Source organism: Tatumella saanichensis (assembly GCF_000439375.1).
Taxonomy (GTDB): Bacteria; Pseudomonadota; Gammaproteobacteria; order Enterobacterales; family Enterobacteriaceae; genus Tatumella; species Tatumella saanichensis.
The window spans coordinates 107,787-128,429 of record NZ_ATMI01000002.1; the positions used below are offsets into that span (position 1 = coordinate 107,787).

The 20,643-nt window shown below is 52.5% G+C and carries 14 protein-coding genes; 5 read left to right on the top strand and 9 right to left on the bottom strand.

Annotated elements, in window-relative coordinates:
• Nucleotides 1-175: 175 nt before the first annotated feature.
• The 4 genes from dapB to folA all read left to right on the top strand — a co-directional run bounded on the left by dapB (nucleotide 176) and on the right by folA (nucleotide 6,512).
• Complete coding sequence (gene dapB, locus DW47_RS0101645; RefSeq protein WP_029684585.1) at nucleotides 176-991, top strand: 4-hydroxy-tetrahydrodipicolinate reductase; 816 nt, start codon at nucleotides 176-178, stop codon at nucleotides 989-991.
• Between the two features lie 457 nt (nucleotides 992-1,448).
• A complete protein-coding gene (gene carA, locus DW47_RS0101650) occupies nucleotides 1,449-2,597 on the top strand; it encodes a glutamine-hydrolyzing carbamoyl-phosphate synthase small subunit (protein ID WP_029684586.1) in 1,149 nt (382 codons plus the stop codon).
• A 13-nt stretch (nucleotides 2,598-2,610) separates the two neighbouring features.
• On the top strand, nucleotides 2,611-5,835 hold the full coding sequence (gene carB / locus DW47_RS0101655; RefSeq protein ID WP_029684587.1) for a carbamoyl-phosphate synthase large subunit: 3,225 nt from the start codon (nucleotides 2,611-2,613) through the stop codon (nucleotides 5,833-5,835).
• A 197-nt stretch (nucleotides 5,836-6,032) separates the two neighbouring features.
• Nucleotides 6,033-6,512: a type 3 dihydrofolate reductase gene (gene folA / locus DW47_RS0101660; protein ID WP_029684588.1), complete on the top strand. Its 480-nt coding sequence runs from the start codon at nucleotides 6,033-6,035 to the stop codon at nucleotides 6,510-6,512.
• A 116-nt stretch (nucleotides 6,513-6,628) separates the two neighbouring features.
• Here the strand turns inward: folA and apaH are convergent, their stop codons facing one another.
• From apaH to lptD, 6 genes are read right to left on the bottom strand one after another with little or no spacing between them, the layout of a single operon-like run.
• Nucleotides 6,629-7,453, bottom strand: coding sequence for a bis(5'-nucleosyl)-tetraphosphatase (symmetrical) ApaH (gene apaH, locus DW47_RS0101665; RefSeq protein ID WP_029684589.1), 825 nt, complete (start codon nucleotides 7,451-7,453; stop codon nucleotides 6,629-6,631).
• A 55-nt stretch (nucleotides 7,454-7,508) separates the two neighbouring features.
• Nucleotides 7,509-7,886, bottom strand: a complete 378-nt coding sequence (gene apaG / locus DW47_RS0101670) for a Co2+/Mg2+ efflux protein ApaG (RefSeq protein ID WP_029684590.1) — start codon at nucleotides 7,884-7,886, stop codon at nucleotides 7,509-7,511.
• A 2-nt stretch (nucleotides 7,887-7,888) separates the two neighbouring features.
• Nucleotides 7,889-8,713, bottom strand: a complete 825-nt coding sequence (gene rsmA, locus DW47_RS0101675) for a 16S rRNA (adenine(1518)-N(6)/adenine(1519)-N(6))-dimethyltransferase RsmA (protein WP_029684591.1) — start codon at nucleotides 8,711-8,713, stop codon at nucleotides 7,889-7,891.
• Entirely contained in the window at nucleotides 8,706-9,698 is a 993-nt protein-coding gene (pdxA, locus tag DW47_RS0101680) for a 4-hydroxythreonine-4-phosphate dehydrogenase PdxA (RefSeq protein WP_029684592.1), read from the bottom strand. The genes rsmA and pdxA overlap by 8 nt, the downstream gene beginning before the upstream one ends.
• Nucleotides 9,691-10,983, bottom strand: a complete 1,293-nt coding sequence (gene surA, locus DW47_RS0101685) for a peptidylprolyl isomerase SurA (RefSeq protein WP_029684593.1) — start codon at nucleotides 10,981-10,983, stop codon at nucleotides 9,691-9,693. Before surA ends, pdxA begins: the two co-directional genes overlap by 8 nt.
• 55 nt (nucleotides 10,984-11,038) lie before the next feature.
• Nucleotides 11,039-13,408, bottom strand: a complete 2,370-nt coding sequence (lptD, locus tag DW47_RS0101690; protein WP_038027002.1) for an LPS assembly protein LptD — start codon at nucleotides 13,406-13,408, stop codon at nucleotides 11,039-11,041.
• 179 nt (nucleotides 13,409-13,587) lie between these two features.
• Between lptD and djlA the strand changes: the two genes are divergently transcribed.
• Nucleotides 13,588-14,397 (top strand): co-chaperone DjlA, encoded by an 810-nt coding sequence (gene djlA / locus DW47_RS0101695; RefSeq protein WP_029684595.1) that lies wholly within the window; start codon nucleotides 13,588-13,590, stop codon nucleotides 14,395-14,397.
• A gap of 59 nt (nucleotides 14,398-14,456) precedes the next feature.
• Here the strand turns inward: djlA and rluA are convergent, their stop codons facing one another.
• The 3 genes from rluA to DW47_RS0101710 all read right to left on the bottom strand — a co-directional run bounded on the left by rluA (nucleotide 14,457) and on the right by DW47_RS0101710 (nucleotide 20,567).
• Complete coding sequence (rluA, locus tag DW47_RS0101700) at nucleotides 14,457-15,110, bottom strand: bifunctional tRNA pseudouridine(32) synthase/23S rRNA pseudouridine(746) synthase RluA (RefSeq protein WP_029684596.1); 654 nt, start codon at nucleotides 15,108-15,110, stop codon at nucleotides 14,457-14,459.
• Nucleotides 15,111-15,146: 36 nt separating this feature from the next.
• Complete coding sequence (gene rapA, locus DW47_RS0101705; RefSeq protein WP_029684597.1) at nucleotides 15,147-18,053, bottom strand: RNA polymerase-associated protein RapA; 2,907 nt, start codon at nucleotides 18,051-18,053, stop codon at nucleotides 15,147-15,149.
• A gap of 153 nt (nucleotides 18,054-18,206) precedes the next feature.
• Nucleotides 18,207-20,567, bottom strand: a complete 2,361-nt coding sequence (locus DW47_RS0101710) for a DNA polymerase II (RefSeq protein ID WP_029684598.1) — start codon at nucleotides 20,565-20,567, stop codon at nucleotides 18,207-18,209.
• Nucleotides 20,568-20,643 lie beyond the last annotated feature (76 nt).

A 20,643-nucleotide genomic window follows, 5' to 3' on the forward strand; every position in this document is an offset into this window, starting at 1 on the left:
TGTTAGGGTGACTCGCGTCGCCGGTTCTGATTGCCCAGTCATCGGCTATTGATTTTGCTGATAAGATGCCAGCTACCTTCTGAAATTCTAATGATGCCTTTTTTTGCTGGTACTGGTCTGAACCACTGGTTACCCTGCAGGGGCATTGCATGCACAGGTTAAGGAATGAATAGTTATGAATAACATCCGAATAGGTATTGTCGGAGCCTCAGGGCGCATGGGGCGTCAATTAATTGAAGCAACACAACTGACCGATCAGGCGACACTGGGTGCTGTAGTGGTACGTCCAGGCTCTTCGTTGGTGGGATGTGATGCCGGCGAGCTGGCGGGTGGAAGTAAAACCGGCGTGCAGGTGAGCGACAGCCTGCTGGCGGTAAAAGATGATTTTGACGTACTGATTGATTTTACTCGCCCGGAAGCCAGCTTAGAGTATCTGACTTTCTGTGAGACACACCAAAAAGCGATCGTTATCGGCACCACCGGTTTTGATGAGCAGGGCCGTGGCGTCATCCGGGTAGCCGGTGAGAAAATCCCAGTCGTGTTTGCCGCGAACTTCAGCGTTGGTGTGAACCTGGTACTGAAACTGCTGGAAAAAGCTGCCAAAGTGATGGGTGAATACAGTGATATTGAGATCACTGAAGCTCATCATCGTCATAAAGTGGATGCCCCGTCCGGCACGGCGCTGGCGATGGGTGAAGCCATTGCCGAGGCGATGGACTGGAAACTGTCAGAGCATGCGGTTTACAGCCGAGAAGGACACACCGGTGAACGTCAGCCTGGTACCATTGGTTTTGCCACCGTACGTGCTGGCGATATCGTGGGTGAACACACGGCGATGTTTGCGGATATCGGTGAGCGTGTCGAGATTACCCATAAGGCGTCTAGCCGTATGACCTTTGCAAAAGGGGCAGTCAGAGCAGCAATCTGGTTAAGTGGTCATAAACATGGGTTCTATGACATGCGTGATGTGCTTTCCCTTAATGATATTTAATATGTTGTGATGTGAGTGGCAATCAATAAGCTATTGATTGTAAAGGAGGGATAATAATATCCCTCTTTATTTTTTTATTTATGTTAGTCTTTGGTTGTGTCCTTCCTTAAAGTGGTATTACCTGCACTTAACTTGTTTTTTTATCTCATCTTACTGTTTTTTTTCTGGGTTATTGTTTGTTAAAACAACAACTGAACGTGGTTTTAGCGATAGTCATTAAGCAATCGTTTTATTCCCAGCGATATCGTGCTTTTTTGTGGGTGTTATTTAGAATTAACGCTCAGTGCCTTAAAAAAAGCAACCTTATCGCCTTTGTGACTAGACATAAGTCAATCTGATCATTAGAATGCGCCCAATTTGCCAAAATTCGAGCCTTAAGCTGTTTTTTGGATTGATTCAGGCGATAGTTATGAATTAATATGCAGGTATAGTGACTATTTATTCCCCGGAGGAAGTTTTGACTAAGTCAGCAATCCTGGTTCTGGAAGACGGAACCGAGTTCCACGGTCTGGCCATTGGCGCAAGCGGGTCGGCAGTTGGAGAAGTCGTTTTCAACACATCAATGACCGGTTATCAAGAAATTCTCACTGATCCTTCCTATTCCCGCCAGATTGTCACTCTTACTTATCCCCATATTGGTAATGTCGGCACCAATGCCGCAGACGAAGAATCTTCTCAGGTTCATGCTCAGGGCTTAGTGATCCGTGACCTGCCATTAATCGCCAGTAACTACCGCAATACCGAAGACCTTTCTGCTTACCTCGTCCGTCACAACATCGTGGCCATTGCTGATATCGATACCCGTAAACTGACCCGCTTATTACGTGAAAAAGGCGCGCAGAACGGCTGTATCGTGGCAGGGGATAATCTGGACGTGGCAGAAGCACTGGCGAAAGCCAAAGCTTTCCCTGGTCTTAAAGGGATGGATTTAGCCAAAGAAGTCACCACCGAGAAGTCCTACTCCTGGACTCAAGGTAGCTGGACACTGGCTGATGAATTGCCAGCACCGAAAGCGGAAAGTGAGCTGCCTTACCATGTGGTGGCCTACGACTTCGGGGCAAAAAGCAATATCCTGCGTATGCTGACTGATCGCGGTTGCCGTTTAACCGTAGTGCCAGCACAGACCTCTGCAGAAGAGGTACTGAAGATGGCACCGGATGGGATTTTCCTGTCAAACGGTCCGGGGGACCCAGAGCCTTGTGATTACGCGATTACGGCGATTAAACAGTTCCTGACCACCGATATCCCAGTATTTGGTATCTGCTTGGGCCACCAATTACTGGCACTGGCCAGCGGTGCCAAAACCGTGAAAATGAAGTTAGGTCACCACGGTGGTAACCACCCGGTTAAAGATCTGGATCGTGATGTGGTGATGATCACCGCGCAGAACCACGGCTTTGCCGTCGATAAAGATGGCCTGCCGGAGTGTCTGCGTGTGACCCATACCTCGCTGTTTGACCATACCGTACAGGGCATCCACCGTACTGATAAGCCGGCATTCAGCTTCCAGGGGCACCCAGAAGCCAGCCCGGGCCCGCATGATGCCGCGCCGCTGTTCGACCATTTTATTGAGTTAATCAACACTTACCGTACTGGTAGCAAGTAATCAGGAGCGAAAAATGCCAAAACGTACAGACCTAAAATCCATCCTGATCCTTGGCGCTGGTCCGATTGTTATCGGTCAGGCGTGTGAATTTGACTACTCAGGTGCTCAAGCGTGTAAAGCGCTGCGTGAAGAAGGCTACCGCGTCATTCTGGTAAACTCTAACCCAGCCACCATCATGACCGACCCAGAAATGGCCGATGCCACCTATATCGAGCCGATTAATTGGGAAGTGGTACGCAAAATCATCGAAAAAGAGCGTCCGGATGCAGTGCTACCTACCATGGGTGGCCAGACGGCACTAAATTGTGCACTGGAACTGGAGCGTCAGGGTGTGCTGGAAGAGTTCGGTGTCACCATGATCGGCGCCACTGCCGATGCTATCGATAAAGCCGAAGACCGTATGCGCTTTGATAAAGCCATGAAAAGCATCGGTCTGGATACCGCGCGTTCCGGTATCGCACATACTATGGAAGAAGCCTATCAGGTTGCTGACGAGGTCGGTTTCCCGTGTATTATCCGTCCTTCTTTCACCATGGGCGGCAGCGGTGGCGGTATCGCCTATAACCGTGAAGAGTTTGAAGAGATCTGTACCCGTGGTCTCGACCTTTCCCCGACCAACGAACTGTTAATCGATGAGTCACTGATCGGTTGGAAAGAGTACGAAATGGAAGTGGTTCGTGACAAAAATGATAACTGTATCATTGTCTGTTCCATCGAAAACTTTGATGCGATGGGGATCCATACCGGTGACTCCATTACCGTCGCGCCAGCTCAGACCCTGACCGATAAAGAGTATCAAATCATGCGTAACGCCTCGATGGCGGTGCTGCGTGAAATTGGTGTTGAAACCGGTGGCTCTAACGTTCAGTTCTCGGTTAATCCGGAAAGCGGTCGTCTGATTGTGATCGAAATGAACCCGCGTGTGTCGCGTTCCTCGGCACTGGCTTCTAAAGCTACCGGTTTCCCGATTGCGAAAATTGCCGCCAAACTGGCCGTCGGCTATACCCTGGATGAGTTGATGAACGACATTACCGGTGGTTTGACCCCGGCATCGTTTGAACCTTCCATCGACTACGTGGTCACCAAAATTCCACGCTTTAACTTTGAAAAATTTGCCGGTACCAATGACCGTCTGACCACGCAGATGAAATCTGTTGGTGAAGTGATGGCAATTGGCCGTACCTTCCAAGAGTCGATGCACAAAGCGCTGCGCGGTCTGGAAGTCGGTGCCTGTGGCTTTGACCCGAAAGTCAGCGCCAATGATCCCGAAGCCCTGACCATTATCCGCCGTGAGCTGAAAGATGCTGGCAGCGACCGTATCTGGTATATCGGTGATGCCTTCCGTCTGGGAATGAGCGTTGAAGATGTGTTTGCGCTGACCAATATCGACCGCTGGTTCCTGGTACAGATTGAAGAGCTGATCCGTCTGGAAAATCAGGTTTCTCAGCAGGGCATTAACAGCCTGGATGCAGCAAAACTGCGTCAGTTGAAGCGTAAAGGTTTCTCGGATCTACGCCTAGCACAGTTGGCCGATGTCGCCGAAGGGGAAATCCGTAAATTACGTGAGCAGTTTAACCTGAACCCGGTATATAAGCGCGTTGATACCTGTGCGGCGGAGTTTGCTACCGATACCGCTTATATGTATTCCACTTATGAAGAAGAGTGTGAAGCCAACCCGTCCAGCGATCGCGAGAAAATCATGATCCTTGGTGGCGGGCCAAACCGTATCGGTCAGGGTATCGAGTTTGACTATTGCTGTGTGCATGCGGCACTGGCAATGCGTGAAGACGGTTATGAGACCATTATGGTTAACTGTAACCCAGAAACCGTGTCGACCGACTACGATACTTCAGATCGCCTCTACTTTGAGCCGGTGACCTTGGAAGATGTGCTGGAAATCGTCCGTATCGAGAAGCCGAAAGGCGTCATCGTTCAGTACGGCGGCCAGACTCCGCTGAAATTAGCGCGTGAACTGGAAGCGGCCGGTGTGCCGGTGATCGGTACCAGCCCGGATGCCATTGACCGTGCCGAAGACCGTGAGCGTTTCCAGCAGGCGGTTGACCGTCTGTCGCTGAAACAGCCAGCTAATGCCACCGTGACTGCCCTGGAGCAGGCCGTTGAAAAAGCCGCGACCCTCGGTTATCCGCTGGTGGTACGTCCGTCTTATGTGTTGGGCGGCCGGGCGATGGAAATCGTCTACGATGAGCAGGATCTGAAACGCTACTTTATGACTGCGGTATCAGTGTCTAATGATGCGCCTGTATTGCTGGATCGCTTCTTGGACGATGCGGTTGAAGTGGATGTCGATGCGATCTGTGACGGCGAGCAGGTACTGATCGGCGGTATTATGGAACATATCGAGCAGGCTGGGGTTCACTCCGGTGACTCTGCGTGTTCGTTACCGGCTTATACCCTGAGCCAAGCGATCCAGGATGTGATGCGTGACCAGGTACGCAAACTGGCCTTCGAACTGAATGTGCGCGGTCTGATGAACGTACAGTTTGCGGTTAAAGATAACGAAGTTTATCTGATTGAAGTTAACCCGCGTGCTGCCCGTACCGTACCCTTTGTCTCGAAAGCGACCGGCGTACCTCTGGCCAAAGTGGCCGCCCGCGTAATGGCCGGTAAGTCACTGGCGACCCAGGGTGTCACCAAAGAAGTGATCCCACCGTATTACTCGGTCAAAGAAGTGGTACTGCCGTTTAATAAGTTCCAAGGGGTTGACCCAATCCTTGGCCCAGAGATGCGCTCCACCGGTGAAGTCATGGGTGTTGGCCGTACTTTTGCCGAGGCGTTCTCGAAAGCGATGCTGGGTGCGCAGGCGACCATGAAAAAATCGGGACGCGCGCTGATTTCTGTTCGTGAAGGGGATAAGAAACGTATTGCTGCGCTGGCGAAGCAACTGATCGAATTTGGATTCGAGTTGGATGCCACCCACGGTACGGCAGTGGTGTTGGGCGAAGCGGGGATTAACCCGCGCTTGGTGAACAAGGTTCACGAAGGTCGTCCCCATATTCAGGACCGACTGAAAAACGGTGAGTACAGCTATATCGTTAACACCACCGCAGGACGTCAGGCGATTGAAGACTCCCGCCTGATCCGTCGCAGCGCACTGCAATATAAAGTGCATTATGACACCACCTTGAACGGCGGTTTTGCCACCGCGATGGCCCTCAATGCGGACCCTCGTGACCGCGTGATCTCTGTTCAGGAAATGCACGCCGAACTTAACGGCTAATCCTGGTCGGTCAGACCTGAAGCGGCCCTGTCTACAGGGCCGCTTTTTTTTATCGCTACTTTACTGCTGCTGAAATGTTGCACTAATTACTGAGATGTTGTGCTGGCGCAGGGTTTCATTAAATAGTGAATGCTGCCTATCGACTCCGACAATCCCTTTCCGTATGATGGCGCCAATTTTTCGAGCGGGTTAACGTAATGATTAGTCTGATTGCTGCGATGGCAGCAGATCGTGTTATTGGGATGGATAACGCCATGCCTTGGAGCCTGCCGGCTGACTTGGCATGGTTCAAAAAGCAGACGCTAAATAAGCCCGTGATTATGGGGCGTCGGACTTTTGAGTCTATTGGTCGTGCGCTGCCAGGACGTTTAAATATTGTCCTCAGCCGGACGCCGGGCAATGACCCGAGTGTACGCTGGGTCACCTCGTTGGACGAAGCGCTGGCACTAGCGGGGGATGTGCCGGAGGTCATGATCATTGGTGGTGGTAAGATCTATGAGCAGATGTTGGAAAAAGCGGATCGCTTATATTTGACCCATATTGATGCCGAAGTGGAAGGGGACACGCAGTTCCCAGATTACGACCCGGATCAATGGCAATCGGTATTCAGTGAATTTCACGATGCGGATAACGCCAATACCCACAGCTTCTGTTTTGAGATCCTCGACCGACGTTAATCTCTGTCCACGGCCGCTATGAAGGCGGCCGTCGTCTTGTCGGTTGCATCCTGATGCTTTCTAAAGCTGAGGCAAGGTTAAAAAAAACGGGCCTGATCATTAGGCCCGTCGCAGTATTACTTCTTTTTCTTCTGTAATGATGGCTGGTGAAACCATTGGCGATCTTCCCAGCGGAGTAGAGTCAGTGTGCCGCCCCAACAACAACCAGTATCCAGTGCTAAGATCCCCTCTGGCACACCTTTCCCCTCTAGTGAGGCCCAATGACCAAAAGCGATAGTATAGTCTTCACGCACCGGACCATTGAGCATAAACCAGGGCTTTAGCGGCGGCGTGGCTTTGTCTGGGGTATCTTTACAGATCATATCCAGCTGACCGTTAGGAAAGCAGTAACGCATGCGGGTCAGGGCATTGGCGCTAAAACGCAGCTTTGCTAAACCGCTCAGTTCTTCGGTCCAATTATTCGGCATATCCCCGTACATGGCATCGAGAAACAGTGGATAACTGTCACTGGAGAGGATCATTTCCAGCTCACGGGCACAAGCTTTAGCGGTCTCAATATCCCACTGCGGGGTGATACCGGCATGGGCCATCACCAGTTTTTTCTGCTCATCGACCTGTAACAACGGCTGACGACGTAGCCAGTTAATCAGGCTGTCGCAGTCTTCAGCGGCCAACAGCTCAGCCAGATGATCTTTCGGCTTATTACGACTAATGCCGGCGAATACCGCTAGGATATGCAGATCATGGTTACCCAGTACCAGTCTTACTGAGTCTCCCAGTGACTTCACTTTTCTTAACACCGCCAGTGAGTCTGGACCACGGGCCACCAGGTCACCAGTCAGCCACAGTTCATCTTGGTCCGGATCAAAACTGACTTGATCCAGCAGTGCGCAAAATTCGCTATAACAACCGTGAATATCACCTATCAGATACGTACTCATGAAAATCCTGTGCGCGTAGACATCAGACCTGCGGAAACAGGCCTGTGGGGAAGGGTTAGTGAAGGCTCGCAGTGACTGCCAGCCTGAACACCGGGATTTCGGTCTGGAAACGCTCGCCATCAGCGGCTTCCATCAGATAGTGGCCTTGCATGGTACCGACCGGGGTTTCCAGTACCGCACCACTGGTGTACTGGTATTCGTCACCGGGGGCGATCAGCGGCTGTTCGCCGACCACACCTTCTCCCTGAACTTCGGTCTGTTTACCATTACCATTGGTGATTAACCAGTAGCGTTCACGCAGTGTTACCGCCTCACGTCCGAGGTTACGGATCGTAATAGTGTAAGCAAACACATACCTCTCCTCTTCTGGCAGCGATTGCGCGGCCACGTAGAAGGTCTGTACATGAACATAAACGCGTCTGGATCCACACATGATTATTGCTCCTGAGGCTGTTCCGGATGTTCAGTCAGCCAGTGCGCCAACTGGCAGTACTGGGCGATACTGATATTCTCTGCCCGCAGTGATTCATCAATTCCCAGTTCTGACAGTACCTGTGCGGAGAACAGATGACCCAAGCTGTTACGCAGGGTTTTACGGCGTTTACCAAAGGCTTCAGTGGTAATGCGGCTTAGGACTCTGACATCCACCTTCGGGTAAGGGGAGTTAACATGAGGCACCAGACGCACTACCGCAGAGTCCACTTTCGGCGGCGGGGTAAAGGAGTGCGGAGGCACTTCCAGCACCGGGATCACTTGGCAATAATACTGGGCCATCACGGTCAGACGACCATAGGCTTTACTGCCCGGACCGGCCACCAGACGATTCACTACTTCTTTTTGCAACATGAAGTGCATATCTTTGATGGCACCCGGATAGCTGAACAGATGGAACATCAGCGGGGTAGAAATATTATAGGGCAGGTTACCGAACACTCGCAGTGGCTGTCCACGTTCAGCGGCCAATTCTGCGAAGTTAAAGGTCATCGCATCTTGCTGAAACAGGGTCAGTTTCGGGCCGAGGAACGGATGGGTCTGCAGACGGGCTGCTAGATCACGGTCAAGTTCGATAACCGTTAAGGCATCGACTTTATCACCCACCGGCTCGGTGAGAGCACCGAGGCCTGGGCCGATTTCGACCAGCGCATCACTCTTAAGTGGGTGGATCGCTGAGACAATGCTGTCGATAATATATTGATCGTTCAGGAAGTTCTGCCCGAAACGTTTACGGGCGTAGTGCCCCTGATGGACGCGATTATTCATTACTGCTCTTAATCATATTGATGGCGAGGGTGATCGCCGTAATAAAGCTGCCCGGATCTGCCTGTCCGAGACCGGCTAAGTCAAGCGCAGTCCCGTGATCGACAGAAGTCCGGATAAATGGCAGACCGAGGGTAATATTCACCGCTCGACCAAAGCCTTGAAATTTTAACACGGGTAGACCCTGATCGTGATACATCGCCAGCACGGCATCAGCATTTTGCAGGTATTTCGGCTGGAACAGGGTATCGGCAGGCAGTGGCCCGATCAGCGTGATACCTTGCTGACGCAACTCTTCAAGCGCAGGCTCGATCACGTCAATTTCCTCACGGCCCATATGACCGCCTTCTCCGGCATGGGGATTGAGCCCGCATACCAGGATCCGTGGATCAGGCAGATGGAATTTGTGCTGCAGGTCATGATGCAGGATAGTGATCACTTCATGCAGGTTGTCACGGGTGATGGCCGCCGACACATCTTTTAGCGGCAGGTGAGTGGTGGCCAGCGCCACCCGCAGCTCGGTAGTGGCCAACATCATCACTACTTTGTGGCAGCCCGCTCTCTCGGCAAAGAACTCGGTATGGCCGCTGAATGGGATACCGGCTTGGTTGATAATCCCTTTGTGTACCGGGCCGGTCACCATGGCAGCAAATTCACCGCTTAGGCAGCCGTCGCTGGCGCGGCTCAGAGTGCGAAGCACATAGTCACTGTTGCGGACATCGGTCTGTCCAGCGACTACCGGCGTACAGAGGGGTTCATGCAGAACGGTCAGGCTACCTTCCTGCTGAGGTCGGGCAGGCTGTTGCGACGCGTAGTCTTCAAGGGTGACGGTCAGGCCGAGCTGATCGGCCCGAGCTTGGAGTAACTCGCGGTCTGCACAGACCACAAGCTGAACTGGCCAGTCACGACTGGCCAGTTGCAGGGTAAGGTCAGGACCAATCCCGGCGGGTTCGCCGGGAGTGATCACGATACGTGGGATATCAGCCATTGTTGTCCAAGATTTTCACGTAGGCAGAGGCGCGCTGTTCCTGCATCCAGGTTTGCGCTTCTTCCGCAAACTTACGATTAAACAGGATACGATAGGCACGGTCTTTGGCGGCTTCGTCGGTTCTGTCTACCTGACGGGTATCCAGTAATTGAATCAGGTGCCAGCCGAAAGAAGAGCGCACGGGCTGACTGATTTGGCCTTTTTTCAGTTTCATGACCGCATCACGGAACGCCGGATCATAAATGGTCGGAGAAGCCCAACCCAGATCACCCCCCTGGTTTGCGGAACCTGGATCTTCAGAGTATTTCTGCGCGGCAGCGGCAAAAGTGATCTTACCGCTGTCGATATCACGAGCGATCTGCTGAATTTTTGCTTCTGCTTGCTGGTCACTCATGATCGGTGACGTCTTGATCAGGATATGACGGGCGTGTACTTCGGTGACAGAAACATTCTGTGACTCACCACGCATGTCATTCACTTTCAAGATATGGAAACCGACACCGGAACGGATTGGACCGACGATATCCCCTTTATGTGCGGTACTCAAGGCTTGGCTGAACAGGTTTGGCAGCTCTTCAATTTTGCCCCAGCCCATATTACCGCCTTTTAGCGCCTGCGGGTCTGCTGAGTAGGTCATCGCCATTTTACCGAAATTGGCACCCGCTTTCAGCTCACCCACCAGTTTGTTGGCCAGTGCTTGCTCATCGTCAACCTGTTGCTGGGTCGGATTTTCCGGTAACGGCAGCAGGATCATGCTCAGGTTCAGTTCGGTGCCCGGCACGTTCTGCGACATGATCTGCTTGGCCAGATTGTCGACTTCCTGCGGCAGAATGGTGATGCGGCTTCTGACTTCGTTGTTACGCACATTTGCGATCAGCATTTCTTTGCGGATCTGATTACGGTAGTCGTTATAGTTAACGCCGTCATAGCTAAGACGACTACGCAACTGATCCACCGTCATATGGTTTTGAGCGGCAATGTCGCCGATTGCCTGATCCAGCTCTTGATCGCTGATTTGCACCCCGGCACGCTGGCCCATTTGGGTGATAATGCTGTCCATGATCTCACGTTCAAGGATCTGATGGCGCAACGTCTGAGCGTCAGGTAATTGTTGGCCGGCTTCTTTTGCCTGAGTGGTTACGGTACGCATCATATCATCGACATCGCTCTCGAGAACGACACCGTTATTCACGACTGCGGCGACTTTATCCATCATCTGTGGTGCTGCAAAGGCCGCTGTGGCTTTCAATGCCACGCACAGAATCACTATTCTCCAGTTCTTCATACTTTTTCCATCGTTGTTACCGCTTTGCGGAAGTTACCGGCCAACCATTGCAACATTAGAATGCAGGCTGATAAGGGATAATACCCTGATGCAGCATCTGATTAGTTCCCAGACCGTAGTTTGCGCCCAGTCCGCGGAACTCAATGTTGAATGAGATCTGGTTGTCATATTTGCTGGTATTGTTCTCCCAGCCGTTGATCTTACGCTCATAACCGACACGGATAGCGTAGCAGCAGGAGCTGTACTGCAGCCCCAGTAACTGTTCAGCTGGCTTACTGTTACGAGTGTCGTAATAGTAGGCTCCGACCACTGACCAGGCATCTGCAATCGGCCAGCTGGCAGTGGTACCGACCTGTGAAATCCCTTTACGGTAGATCGGATTGGTCAGCAGAGATTCATTATTCAGCGCTGAGGCAACATATTCTGGGCTGCTATAACGGTAGTTCAGCTGAACCATACGATCGGCATCACGACGATACTCGAGGATAGCATTACCCTGTGAGACATTATTCAGCTTGGTATCATACTGAATACCGCCACGTGCGCCCCAACGGTCACTGATTTTCCAGTAGGTATCACCGGCCCAAATCAGACTACCAGTGCTATCTTGGTCATCAACTTGCTGCACTCCGGTCCGTGACGGAGTAAACGAATATATCTGACCCACGGAAACGTTAAATCGTTCAACCAGATTATTATCATAAATACGGGAGGTTACCCCAGTAGCTAATTGGTTTGCAGAAGCAATACGGTCTAGGCCACTGTAGGTGCGATCACGGAACAGCCCAGTATAGTCGGTCTGCAATAAGGTTGAGTCGTAAGGATAGATAGCGCTCTGGTCGCGGTACGGCGTATACAGATACTGTACCCGCGGTTCCAAGGTCTGGGTATAGCCCGGTGACCAAGTCATATCACGGTCAAACACCATACGGCCATCGACTTTGAACTGTGGCAGGGTACGGTTTACTGAGTCTTTCAGCTTCTCATTACCGGTATAGCCCAGATCACCGTTATTATAATCATCCAGATTATCCTGCTGATAATGAGTTGCCAGCAGTTTAGCTTCAGTGTTAAGACTCGCCCAGCCATTGGACAATGGCAGGTCTAGGGTCGGCTCAAGGTGAAGGCGTGTGGCTGCCGGGTAGTTCGGATTGGTATTGGTAAAGCGAGCGACCTGACCGTAGATATGACCATCAAATGGCCCCATATCGTTCTGATAGAGGTTAACATCCAACTGTGGCATCGCACGGTAAATATTGGTGGATGTTTTACTGAAGGTCTGGAAATCACGGGTCGACAGGGTGGCATCCCAGTTGGTATCCGCATAGCCGATACTGAATTTCTGCGTGGCGTAGCCGTCCGTCGAGCTGTAATAACGGGAAGTCAGGTCATTAAAGTAATAGGCGTCGCTGACTTTGGTGTAGTCGGCATTAAAACGCCAGTGCTGATCGTAGACACCTTCGTGACGCCAGTAGAATAACCAGCGATCGGAGTTCGAATCTGACGATAACCCGCGGGCCTCTTTATCACGATTATATTGCTGATCGGAGGGCAGGTAGTCGAGCTCAATCAGGCCGCCCCCTAACCCTGACAGATAACGGAATTCATTCTGTAACTGCATCCCGCGCCTACTCATATAGTGCGGGGTGATGGTGGCATCGGCCTGCGGGGCAATGTTCCAGTAATACGGCAGCATAAACTCGAAGCCGTTATTGTTGCCATATTTCGCATTAGGGACCAGAAAGCCGGAACGACGTTTGTTACCGATCGGCATCTGCAGATAAGGGCTGTAAAACACCGGCACTGAACCGATGCGGAAACGGGCATTCCAGATCTCAGCCAACTCTTCCTGACGGTCTTCGATAATTTCTGAACCGGCAACACTCCAGCTGTTACTGCCAGGCAGACAGGAGGTAAAGGTCCCGTTTTGCAGGATGGTATAGCGGTTATTGCTGCGTTGCTTCATTTCATCGGCGCTTCCCCGTCCCTGACGACCGACCATCTGATAATTACCGTTCCAGACATTGGTATCTTTGGTATTCAGGTCAGACCAGGCTTTCGGACCCCGGAGGATGACTTGGTTATCATCATAATGTACGTTACCCAGCGCATCGACGGTGCGCTGCGGAGTAGTTTCACCGGCCTGTTGGCGCTGGTGCAATTGGATCTCATCGGCCTGCAACCGACTATTCCCCTGATTAACACTGACGGCACCGCTAAACACCGAAGAATCGGGGTAGGTTCCTTTCACTGAATCAGAATGGATAGTGACAGGCAGCTGATTAGGATTGCCGTTAGTTAGCGGGCGATTATACGAGGGGACGCCCAGCATACACTGTGACATCAGGTCATCGGCAAAAGAATGCTGACTATAAAGCGCTGCACCAATCATCGTGGCAAGCAGGGTGGGTAGACGTTTATTCATACGCTGCATCAAGGATTCCGTTAAACCTGTCATCATGCCGACACTCGGTGGAGGACTAACTTACCGCATTATGCGGCTGGTGTTAATCCTGATCTCTCCGGTTTGCCGATAGGCGGTTGAGCAAATGACAGGTATGATAATGCAAATTTCAGCCGTAAGCATGGCGAATTGAGGAGTTTATGCGCTATTGGGGTAAAGTAATTGGATTCGTGCTCGGCCTTTACTCAGGTGCCGGCTTCTGGGGCGTGGTGCTGGGATTAATGATCGGCCATGCCATCGACAAAGTATTGAGTAATAAAAGCCAGGGCTATTTTTCAGATAATCAGTCAAGGCAAAGCCTATTTTTTCGAACCACCTTTCAAGTGATGGGGCATTTGACCAAGTCAAAAGGCCGGGTGACTGAGGCCGACATTCAAGTGGCCTCGGCGTTTATGGACCGCTTACAGCTGCACGGTGACTCGCGCCGCGCGGCACAACAGGCGTTCCGTGAAGGTAAAGACAGCCAATATCCATTACGGGATAAACTGCGGGAGTTTCGCAGTGCCTGTTTTGGCCGTTTCGATCTGATTCGTATGTTTCTGGAGATCCAGGTGCAGGCGGCGTTTGCTGATGGCATTCTGCATCCGAACGAACGTCAGGTGTTGTATGTGATCGCCGAAGAACTGGGCATTTCCCGTGGTCAGTTTGATCAGTTCCTGCGAATGATGGCAGGAGGGGAACAGTTTTCCGGTCAGGGATCCTATCAAGGGCAGTATCAGCAGGCGCAGCGTGGACCGACCTTGGAAGATGCTTGTCATGTGCTGGGCGTGAACCCGAACGATGATATTGCCACCATTAAGCGCGCTTATCGCAAACTTATGAGTGAACATCACCCAGATAAACTGGTTGCCAAAGGGCTACCGCCAGAGATGATGGAGATGGCGAAGCAGAAAACCCAGAAGATACAGTCAGCCTACGAACTGATCCGTAAAGAGAAAGGGTTTAAGTAACGACTCAAATAAAAAAGGGCAGCCCGGTTATCGGCGCTGCCCTTTCTGCAACCTACTCCTTAGAAATCTGCGGGCTGACGGAACGTCATGGCAGTACCAAAGGTAGGATGGGTAATGGTCAGCGATTCTGCATGCAGTAATAGCCTCTCTGCCATCGCCAGTGCCTCCGGGTGGGCGTAAAAGCGGTCCCCAAGGATAGGATGGCCGAGAGCCAGCATATGAACGCGCAACTGGTGCGAGCGGCCCGTGATCGGTTTTAGCTCGACACGACAGCTGTTATCTGCTGCCACTTCCAATACCCGCCATTCAGTCTGTGCCGCTTTACCGGTCTCGACGCAGACTTTCTGCTTAGGACGGTTAGGCCAATCACAGATCAAAGGTAAATCCACCACCCCTTTCTCTGCCTGCGGATGCCCCCAAATCCGGGCGACATAGGTTTTCTGCGGTTCCCGCTCACGGAATTGGCGTTTCAGTTCTCGCTCCGCCGCCTTGGTCAGCGCCACCACGATAATGCCGCTGGTGGCCATATCCAGGCGGTGAACCGACTGTGCCTCGGGAAAATCACGTTGTACCCGTAACATGACGCTGTCAAAGTTCTCTGGCAGCCGTCCCGGTACCGACAGTAAACCGCTCGGTTTATTGACCACCATAATATGGCTGTCCTGATAGAGGATATGCAGCCAAGGTTCACGGGGAGGATTGTAAGGTTCCATGGGGTTTTCCATCGGGGGCCGTAGCCCCCGCATCGATTACTGGTGCGTGACAACGATCAGACGCAGGGCATCCAGTCGCCAATTGGCCTGAGACAGACTTTCCAGCACTTCCTGACGGTTGCTTTCCAGTGCCTCGACTTCATCATCACGGATGTTCGGGTTAACGGCCTGTAAAGCACGCAGTCGGTCTAGTTCAGCACTCAGGGTTTCATCCGCCTGACGACGGGCTTCGGCGATCACCGCTTCGGCTTCGGGGACCACTTTTTCTTCACCCTGGGTCAGGATCTGATAGACATCCTGCTGCACTGCATTCACCAGTTTGCTGCCGGTGTGACGGTTCACGGCGTTTAACTGACGGTTGAAACTTTCAAACTCAACTTTTTCCGCCAGATTGTTACCGGATTTATCCAGTAACAGACGCAGTGGTGTTGGCGGCAGGAAGCGGGTCAGTTGCAGATGCTTCGGCGCTTGAGCTTCCACTACATACATCAGCTCAACCAGCAGAGTCCCCACCGGCAACGCTTTATTTTTCAATAAAGAGATGGCACTGCTGCCAGTATCCCCAGAGAGGATAAGGTCCAGACCATTACGGATTAACGGATGTTCCCAGGTGATAAACTGAGCATCTTCCCGCGACAGTGCCTGTTCACGGTTAAAGGTGATGGTACAGCCTTCTTCCGGCAGTCCTGGGAAGTCCGGGACCAGCATATGATCCGACGGCGTCAATACAATCAGGTTATCGCTGCGGTCTTCCTGATTAATACCGACGATATCGAACAGGTTCAGGGCGAAATTCACCAGCTCGGTATCGTTATCCTGTTCGGCAATCGCCTCTGCCAACGCCTGTGCGGCTTCTCCGCCGTTAGAATTCAGCTCCAGCAGACGGTCGCGCCCCTGTTCCAAACTGGCCTTCAGTGCATCGTGCTGTTGACGACATGCGGTGATAAATTCATCCAGTCCCTCGGTCTTTTCTGGGGTCGCGAGGAAACTCAGCAACTGCGGATGCACCTGATCATAAATCGTGCGGCCGGTTGGACAAGTATGCTCAAAGGCATCTAGCCCTTCGTGGAACCAGCGCAACAGTACCGCCTGAGCCGTATTTTCCAGCCAAGGTACCAGGATCTGAATATCATTTTGCTGGCCGATACGGTCGAGACGACCAATACGCTGCTCCAGCAGATCAGGGTTAAACGGCAGATCGAACATTACCAGTCGGCTGGCAAACTGGAAGTTACGGCCTTCAGAACCGATTTCTGAACACAGCAGTACCTGAGCACCGTCTTCCTGTGAGGCAAAAAATGCCGAGGCACGGTCACGTTCAATGATTGATAACCCTTCATGGAACACTGCGGCACGGATCCCTTCACGCTCACGCAGATACTGCTCCAGTTGCAGAGCCGTGGCCGCTTTGGCACAGATCACCAGGACTTTTTCTTTGCGGTTTTCCAGCAGGTACTGAGATAACCACTCAACGCGTGGATCAAAGGCCCACCAGGTGCCACTGTCCCCTTCAAATTCCTGATAAATTTGCTCTGGGTAGAGCATATCGCGGGCACGCTCTTCAGCACTTTTACGGCCACCCATGATCCCAGATACCTTAATGGCGGTCTGGTACTGAGACGGCAATGGCAGGCGGATATCCTGTAACTGACGCGATGGGAAGCCTTTAACCCCTTGACGGGTGTTACGGAATAGCACGCGGCTGGTACCGTGGCGATCCATCAGTAGCGAAACCAATTTTGTCCGCGCCGCTAGACGCTGTTGCTGGTCACTGTTGGCTTGGCTGATCAGCGCTGAAATATCCTGATCGCTGATCAGATCGTTGATCATCTGCTCTTCGGCGGCAGACACCGGGTGATCCGCTAACAGCGACGTCACCGCATCGGCGACCGGCTGATACTGCTGCTGTTCTTCGACAAAAGTCTGATAATCGTGGAAGCGGTCCTGATCGAGCAGACGCAGACGGGCGAAGTGACTCTCCATTCCCAACTGTTCTGGGGTCGCGGTGAGCAGCAGCACGCCTGGCGTCGTTTCTGCCAGTTTTTCAATGACCTGATATTCACGGCCGGGTTTGCCTTCAGACCAGGAAAGGTGGTGGGCTTCATCGACCACCAGTAAATCCCAGTCCGCATCCGCCATGGCTTCCAGACGTTGGCGATTTTTACAGGCGAAATCCAGCGAACAGATCACCAGTTGTTCGGTAAAGAACGGGTTACTGGTATCGAACTGAGCTTCGTTGTAACGCTCATCATCAAACAGCGCAAAACGCAGATTAAAGCGGCGCAGCATTTCGACCAGCCACTGGTGCTGTAAGGTTTCGGGAACGATGATCAGCACGCGTTCGGCCCGACCGGCCAGTAATTGTTGCTGGATAATCATACCGGCTTCGATGGTTTTACCGAGGCCGACTTCATCAGCCAGCAGGACGCGTGGCGCGTGGCGGCGACCGACATCGCGGGCAATGTGTAGCTGATGCGGGATCAGGTTAGTGCGCATGCCGCGCAGGCCACTGACCGGCAGACGGTACTGGGCACTCTGGTATTTACGGGCACGGAAACGCAGGGCAAAGCGGTCCATACGGTCAAGCTGACCGGCGAACAGCCGGTCCTGTGGTTTGCTGAAGACCAGTTTGCTGTCGAGCATCACTTCTCGCAGGCTGACATCGGTCTCCTCGGTATCGGTGCGAGTACCGGTATAGGTCATCACGCCGTCGTTGTCGTGGACACTATCGACGGTTAACTGCCAGCCTTCGTGGCTGGTGATGGTGTCACCCGGATTAAAAATCACACGGGTGATCGGAGAATCATTACGGGCATAGAGTCTGTTTTCGCCAGTCGCTGGGAAAAGTAAAGTGACCATACGTGCATCGATAGCGACGACCGTCCCCAGTCCAAGTTCACTTTCTGTATCACTAATCCAGCGCTGACCAAGTGTAAAAGGCATAAATATTTAGCTCGATTCTCTTAAGGTATAAAAAGATGTCCATGCTCTGCAGACAATAGCAGTGTGACCAGGCAGAAGTCTGGTGAATAAAATCAGAGCAATGAGATTCAGGGAGGGCGATATGGTACTGGAAGGCGAGGCATTCGTCACCTGTCAAAACAGTCCCAGTTGCCCGGTAATCAATGTGGAAAAGTTTCCGCCGACAAAGCCGAGTATAGCATCTGCCACTGGCTCAAGTTGTCGTGTCAGGTAATGATCGTAATCCAGCGGCGCAGTTTGGCCGCTGACCGGTTCCGGCCCACGGGTGGTCATTACATAGCGGATGGTTCCGCCTTTTTGATAACGCGGTGCCCGTCCGGCTTTACGGTGTTGCTCATCCGCTAGCCGCGCCGCCCGGGCGTGGGGTGGCACATTACGCTGATATTCTTCCAACGGTCGCCGCAGACGCTTACTGTAGATAAGTTGATCATCCAACTCCCCGGCCATCAGTTTGGCCACCGTCTCCAATACATAGGGTTCCCACGGCTGTTGACGGAAAATGAGTGAATAAAGCTGCTGCTGAAAAGTTTTGGCCAGCGGTGTCCAGTCGGTACGCACTGCTTCCAGGCCTTTGAAAATAATCCGGTCCTGGCCCTGATTATTCACCCAACCTGCGTAGCGCTTTTTACTGCCTTGTTCGGCACCGCGGATGGTTGGCATTAGAAAACGTCGGTAGTGGTTTTCATATTCCAGTTCCAGGGCACTCTCTAGGCCGAAGTTTTCTGCCAGATGTTCACGCCACCACTGATTGACGTCGGCGGCCAAAGCCCGGCCGATGGTTTCGGCTTGCTGTTCGTCATGGGCGGTTTTCAGCCAGACAAAGGTCGAGTCCGTATCGCCATAGATCACCTGATAGCCTTGCTGTTCGATGACTTGGCGGGTTTTCTGCATAATTTCATGACCGCGTAGGGTAATCGACGAGGCCAATCGCGGGTCGAAGAAACGGCAGGCTGGGGTTCCGAGTACGCCATAAAAGGCATTCATAATAATCTTCAGTGCCTGCGACAGCGGTTGGTTTTGCTGCTGTTTTGCCTGCTCTCGATGTTGCCAGATCTCGCCGACTATCGCCGGCAGACAGTGGCTGTGGCGGGAAAAGCGGGCACCGAGGAAGCCCGGTACAATGGCCTGGTCATCGCTTTCTGCCTCGCCGACCACCAGGCCGACAGGATCAATCAGAAAGGTTTTGATGATTGAGGGGTACAGGCTTTTATAGTCCAGGACCAGTACCGAATCATAAAGCCCGGGGCGTGAGTCCATCACATAACCGCCGGGGCTGGCAGCGGGGGCCACTTCGCCGGTATTGGGGGCTACAAAACCGGCACGGTGCATCCGCGGCAGATAGAGGTGGCTAAATGAGGCGACCGACCCCCCATGACGATCGGCGGGCAGTCCGTTGACGCTGCTACGTTCAAGTAAAAACGGCATCAGTCGGGTATGTTCAAAGATACGGGTGACCAATTCGCAGTCCCGTAGGTTATAGTGCGCCAGTGCCGGTTTATCGGTAGCAAAGCGCTGATTAATCTCCGCCATGCGGTTCAGCGGGTCCTCGATAAACTTGCCTTCCCCAAACAGGCACTGTGATACATTTTCCAGACTGAAGGACGGAAAAGTCATAAATGCTGATTTGAGTGCCTCGATCCCGTCAATAATCAACCGTCCGGCTGCCATTGCCTGCCAAGTGCCGGGTTTAAAACCGTGCTCTCGCCATTCCAGCGGAGTGCCACCGCGGCCTGCCAGCAGCGGGATCTGATAGCGGTCGGCGTGTTTCTGTAACACTCGCAAATCGAACTGCACCACATTCCAGCCGATGATCACGTCCGGATCATGCTCACTCATCCACTGATTAAGACGCTGCAGTAATTCACGGCGGCTGCCGACATACTCAAGCTGGAAATCGTCTGTCGTCTCACCAGGGGTCGGTGGGCCAAGCATCAGAACCAAGCGCTGTCCACAGCCTTCGATGCCGATGCAATACAGCTCTCCCTGTTCACTGGTTTCAATATCCAGTGACATCCATTTAAGAGTAGGGCGATAGTTGGGGTGCGGTTTCAAGCGAGCTTGATCGATCAGTCCATTGGTAGGATGACCGTCAAACCAGACCGGTGCGGTGATAAAGCGTTCCATCAGAAAACGATCCGCCGGACGGATGTCTGCCTCACTGACCGGAATATCCGCCTCGCGTAAGCGTTTTTCAATGCGCTGTAGTTGCCGGTACTGGCGACAATAGAGGGCCGTTTGCGGCTGATGGCGGAAATCTTTCAGCGGTAGCGGCCGAAATTCGAGGTTTTTCTCATCACTCAGCAAACGCTGAGCTTTTTCGGCGGCGGACTGTGGTATAAACGCTATCGCCTGTTGTGCAGGCACCCGTAACTGTACCGGCCCGGCGTCGGTGGCCAGCCAGAAGATCAGCTCGATTCCCTGAGGGGTATCCCGCCAGTGACGAGTTAATAAAAAACCGGGTTGAGAAGGGTTCACAAAGACTCCGCAGTCGCGAGAGAGGGAGTATAGCATAACTCTCCATGCTGAAAGCGCAGCCAGCCTGCTGTGGTGG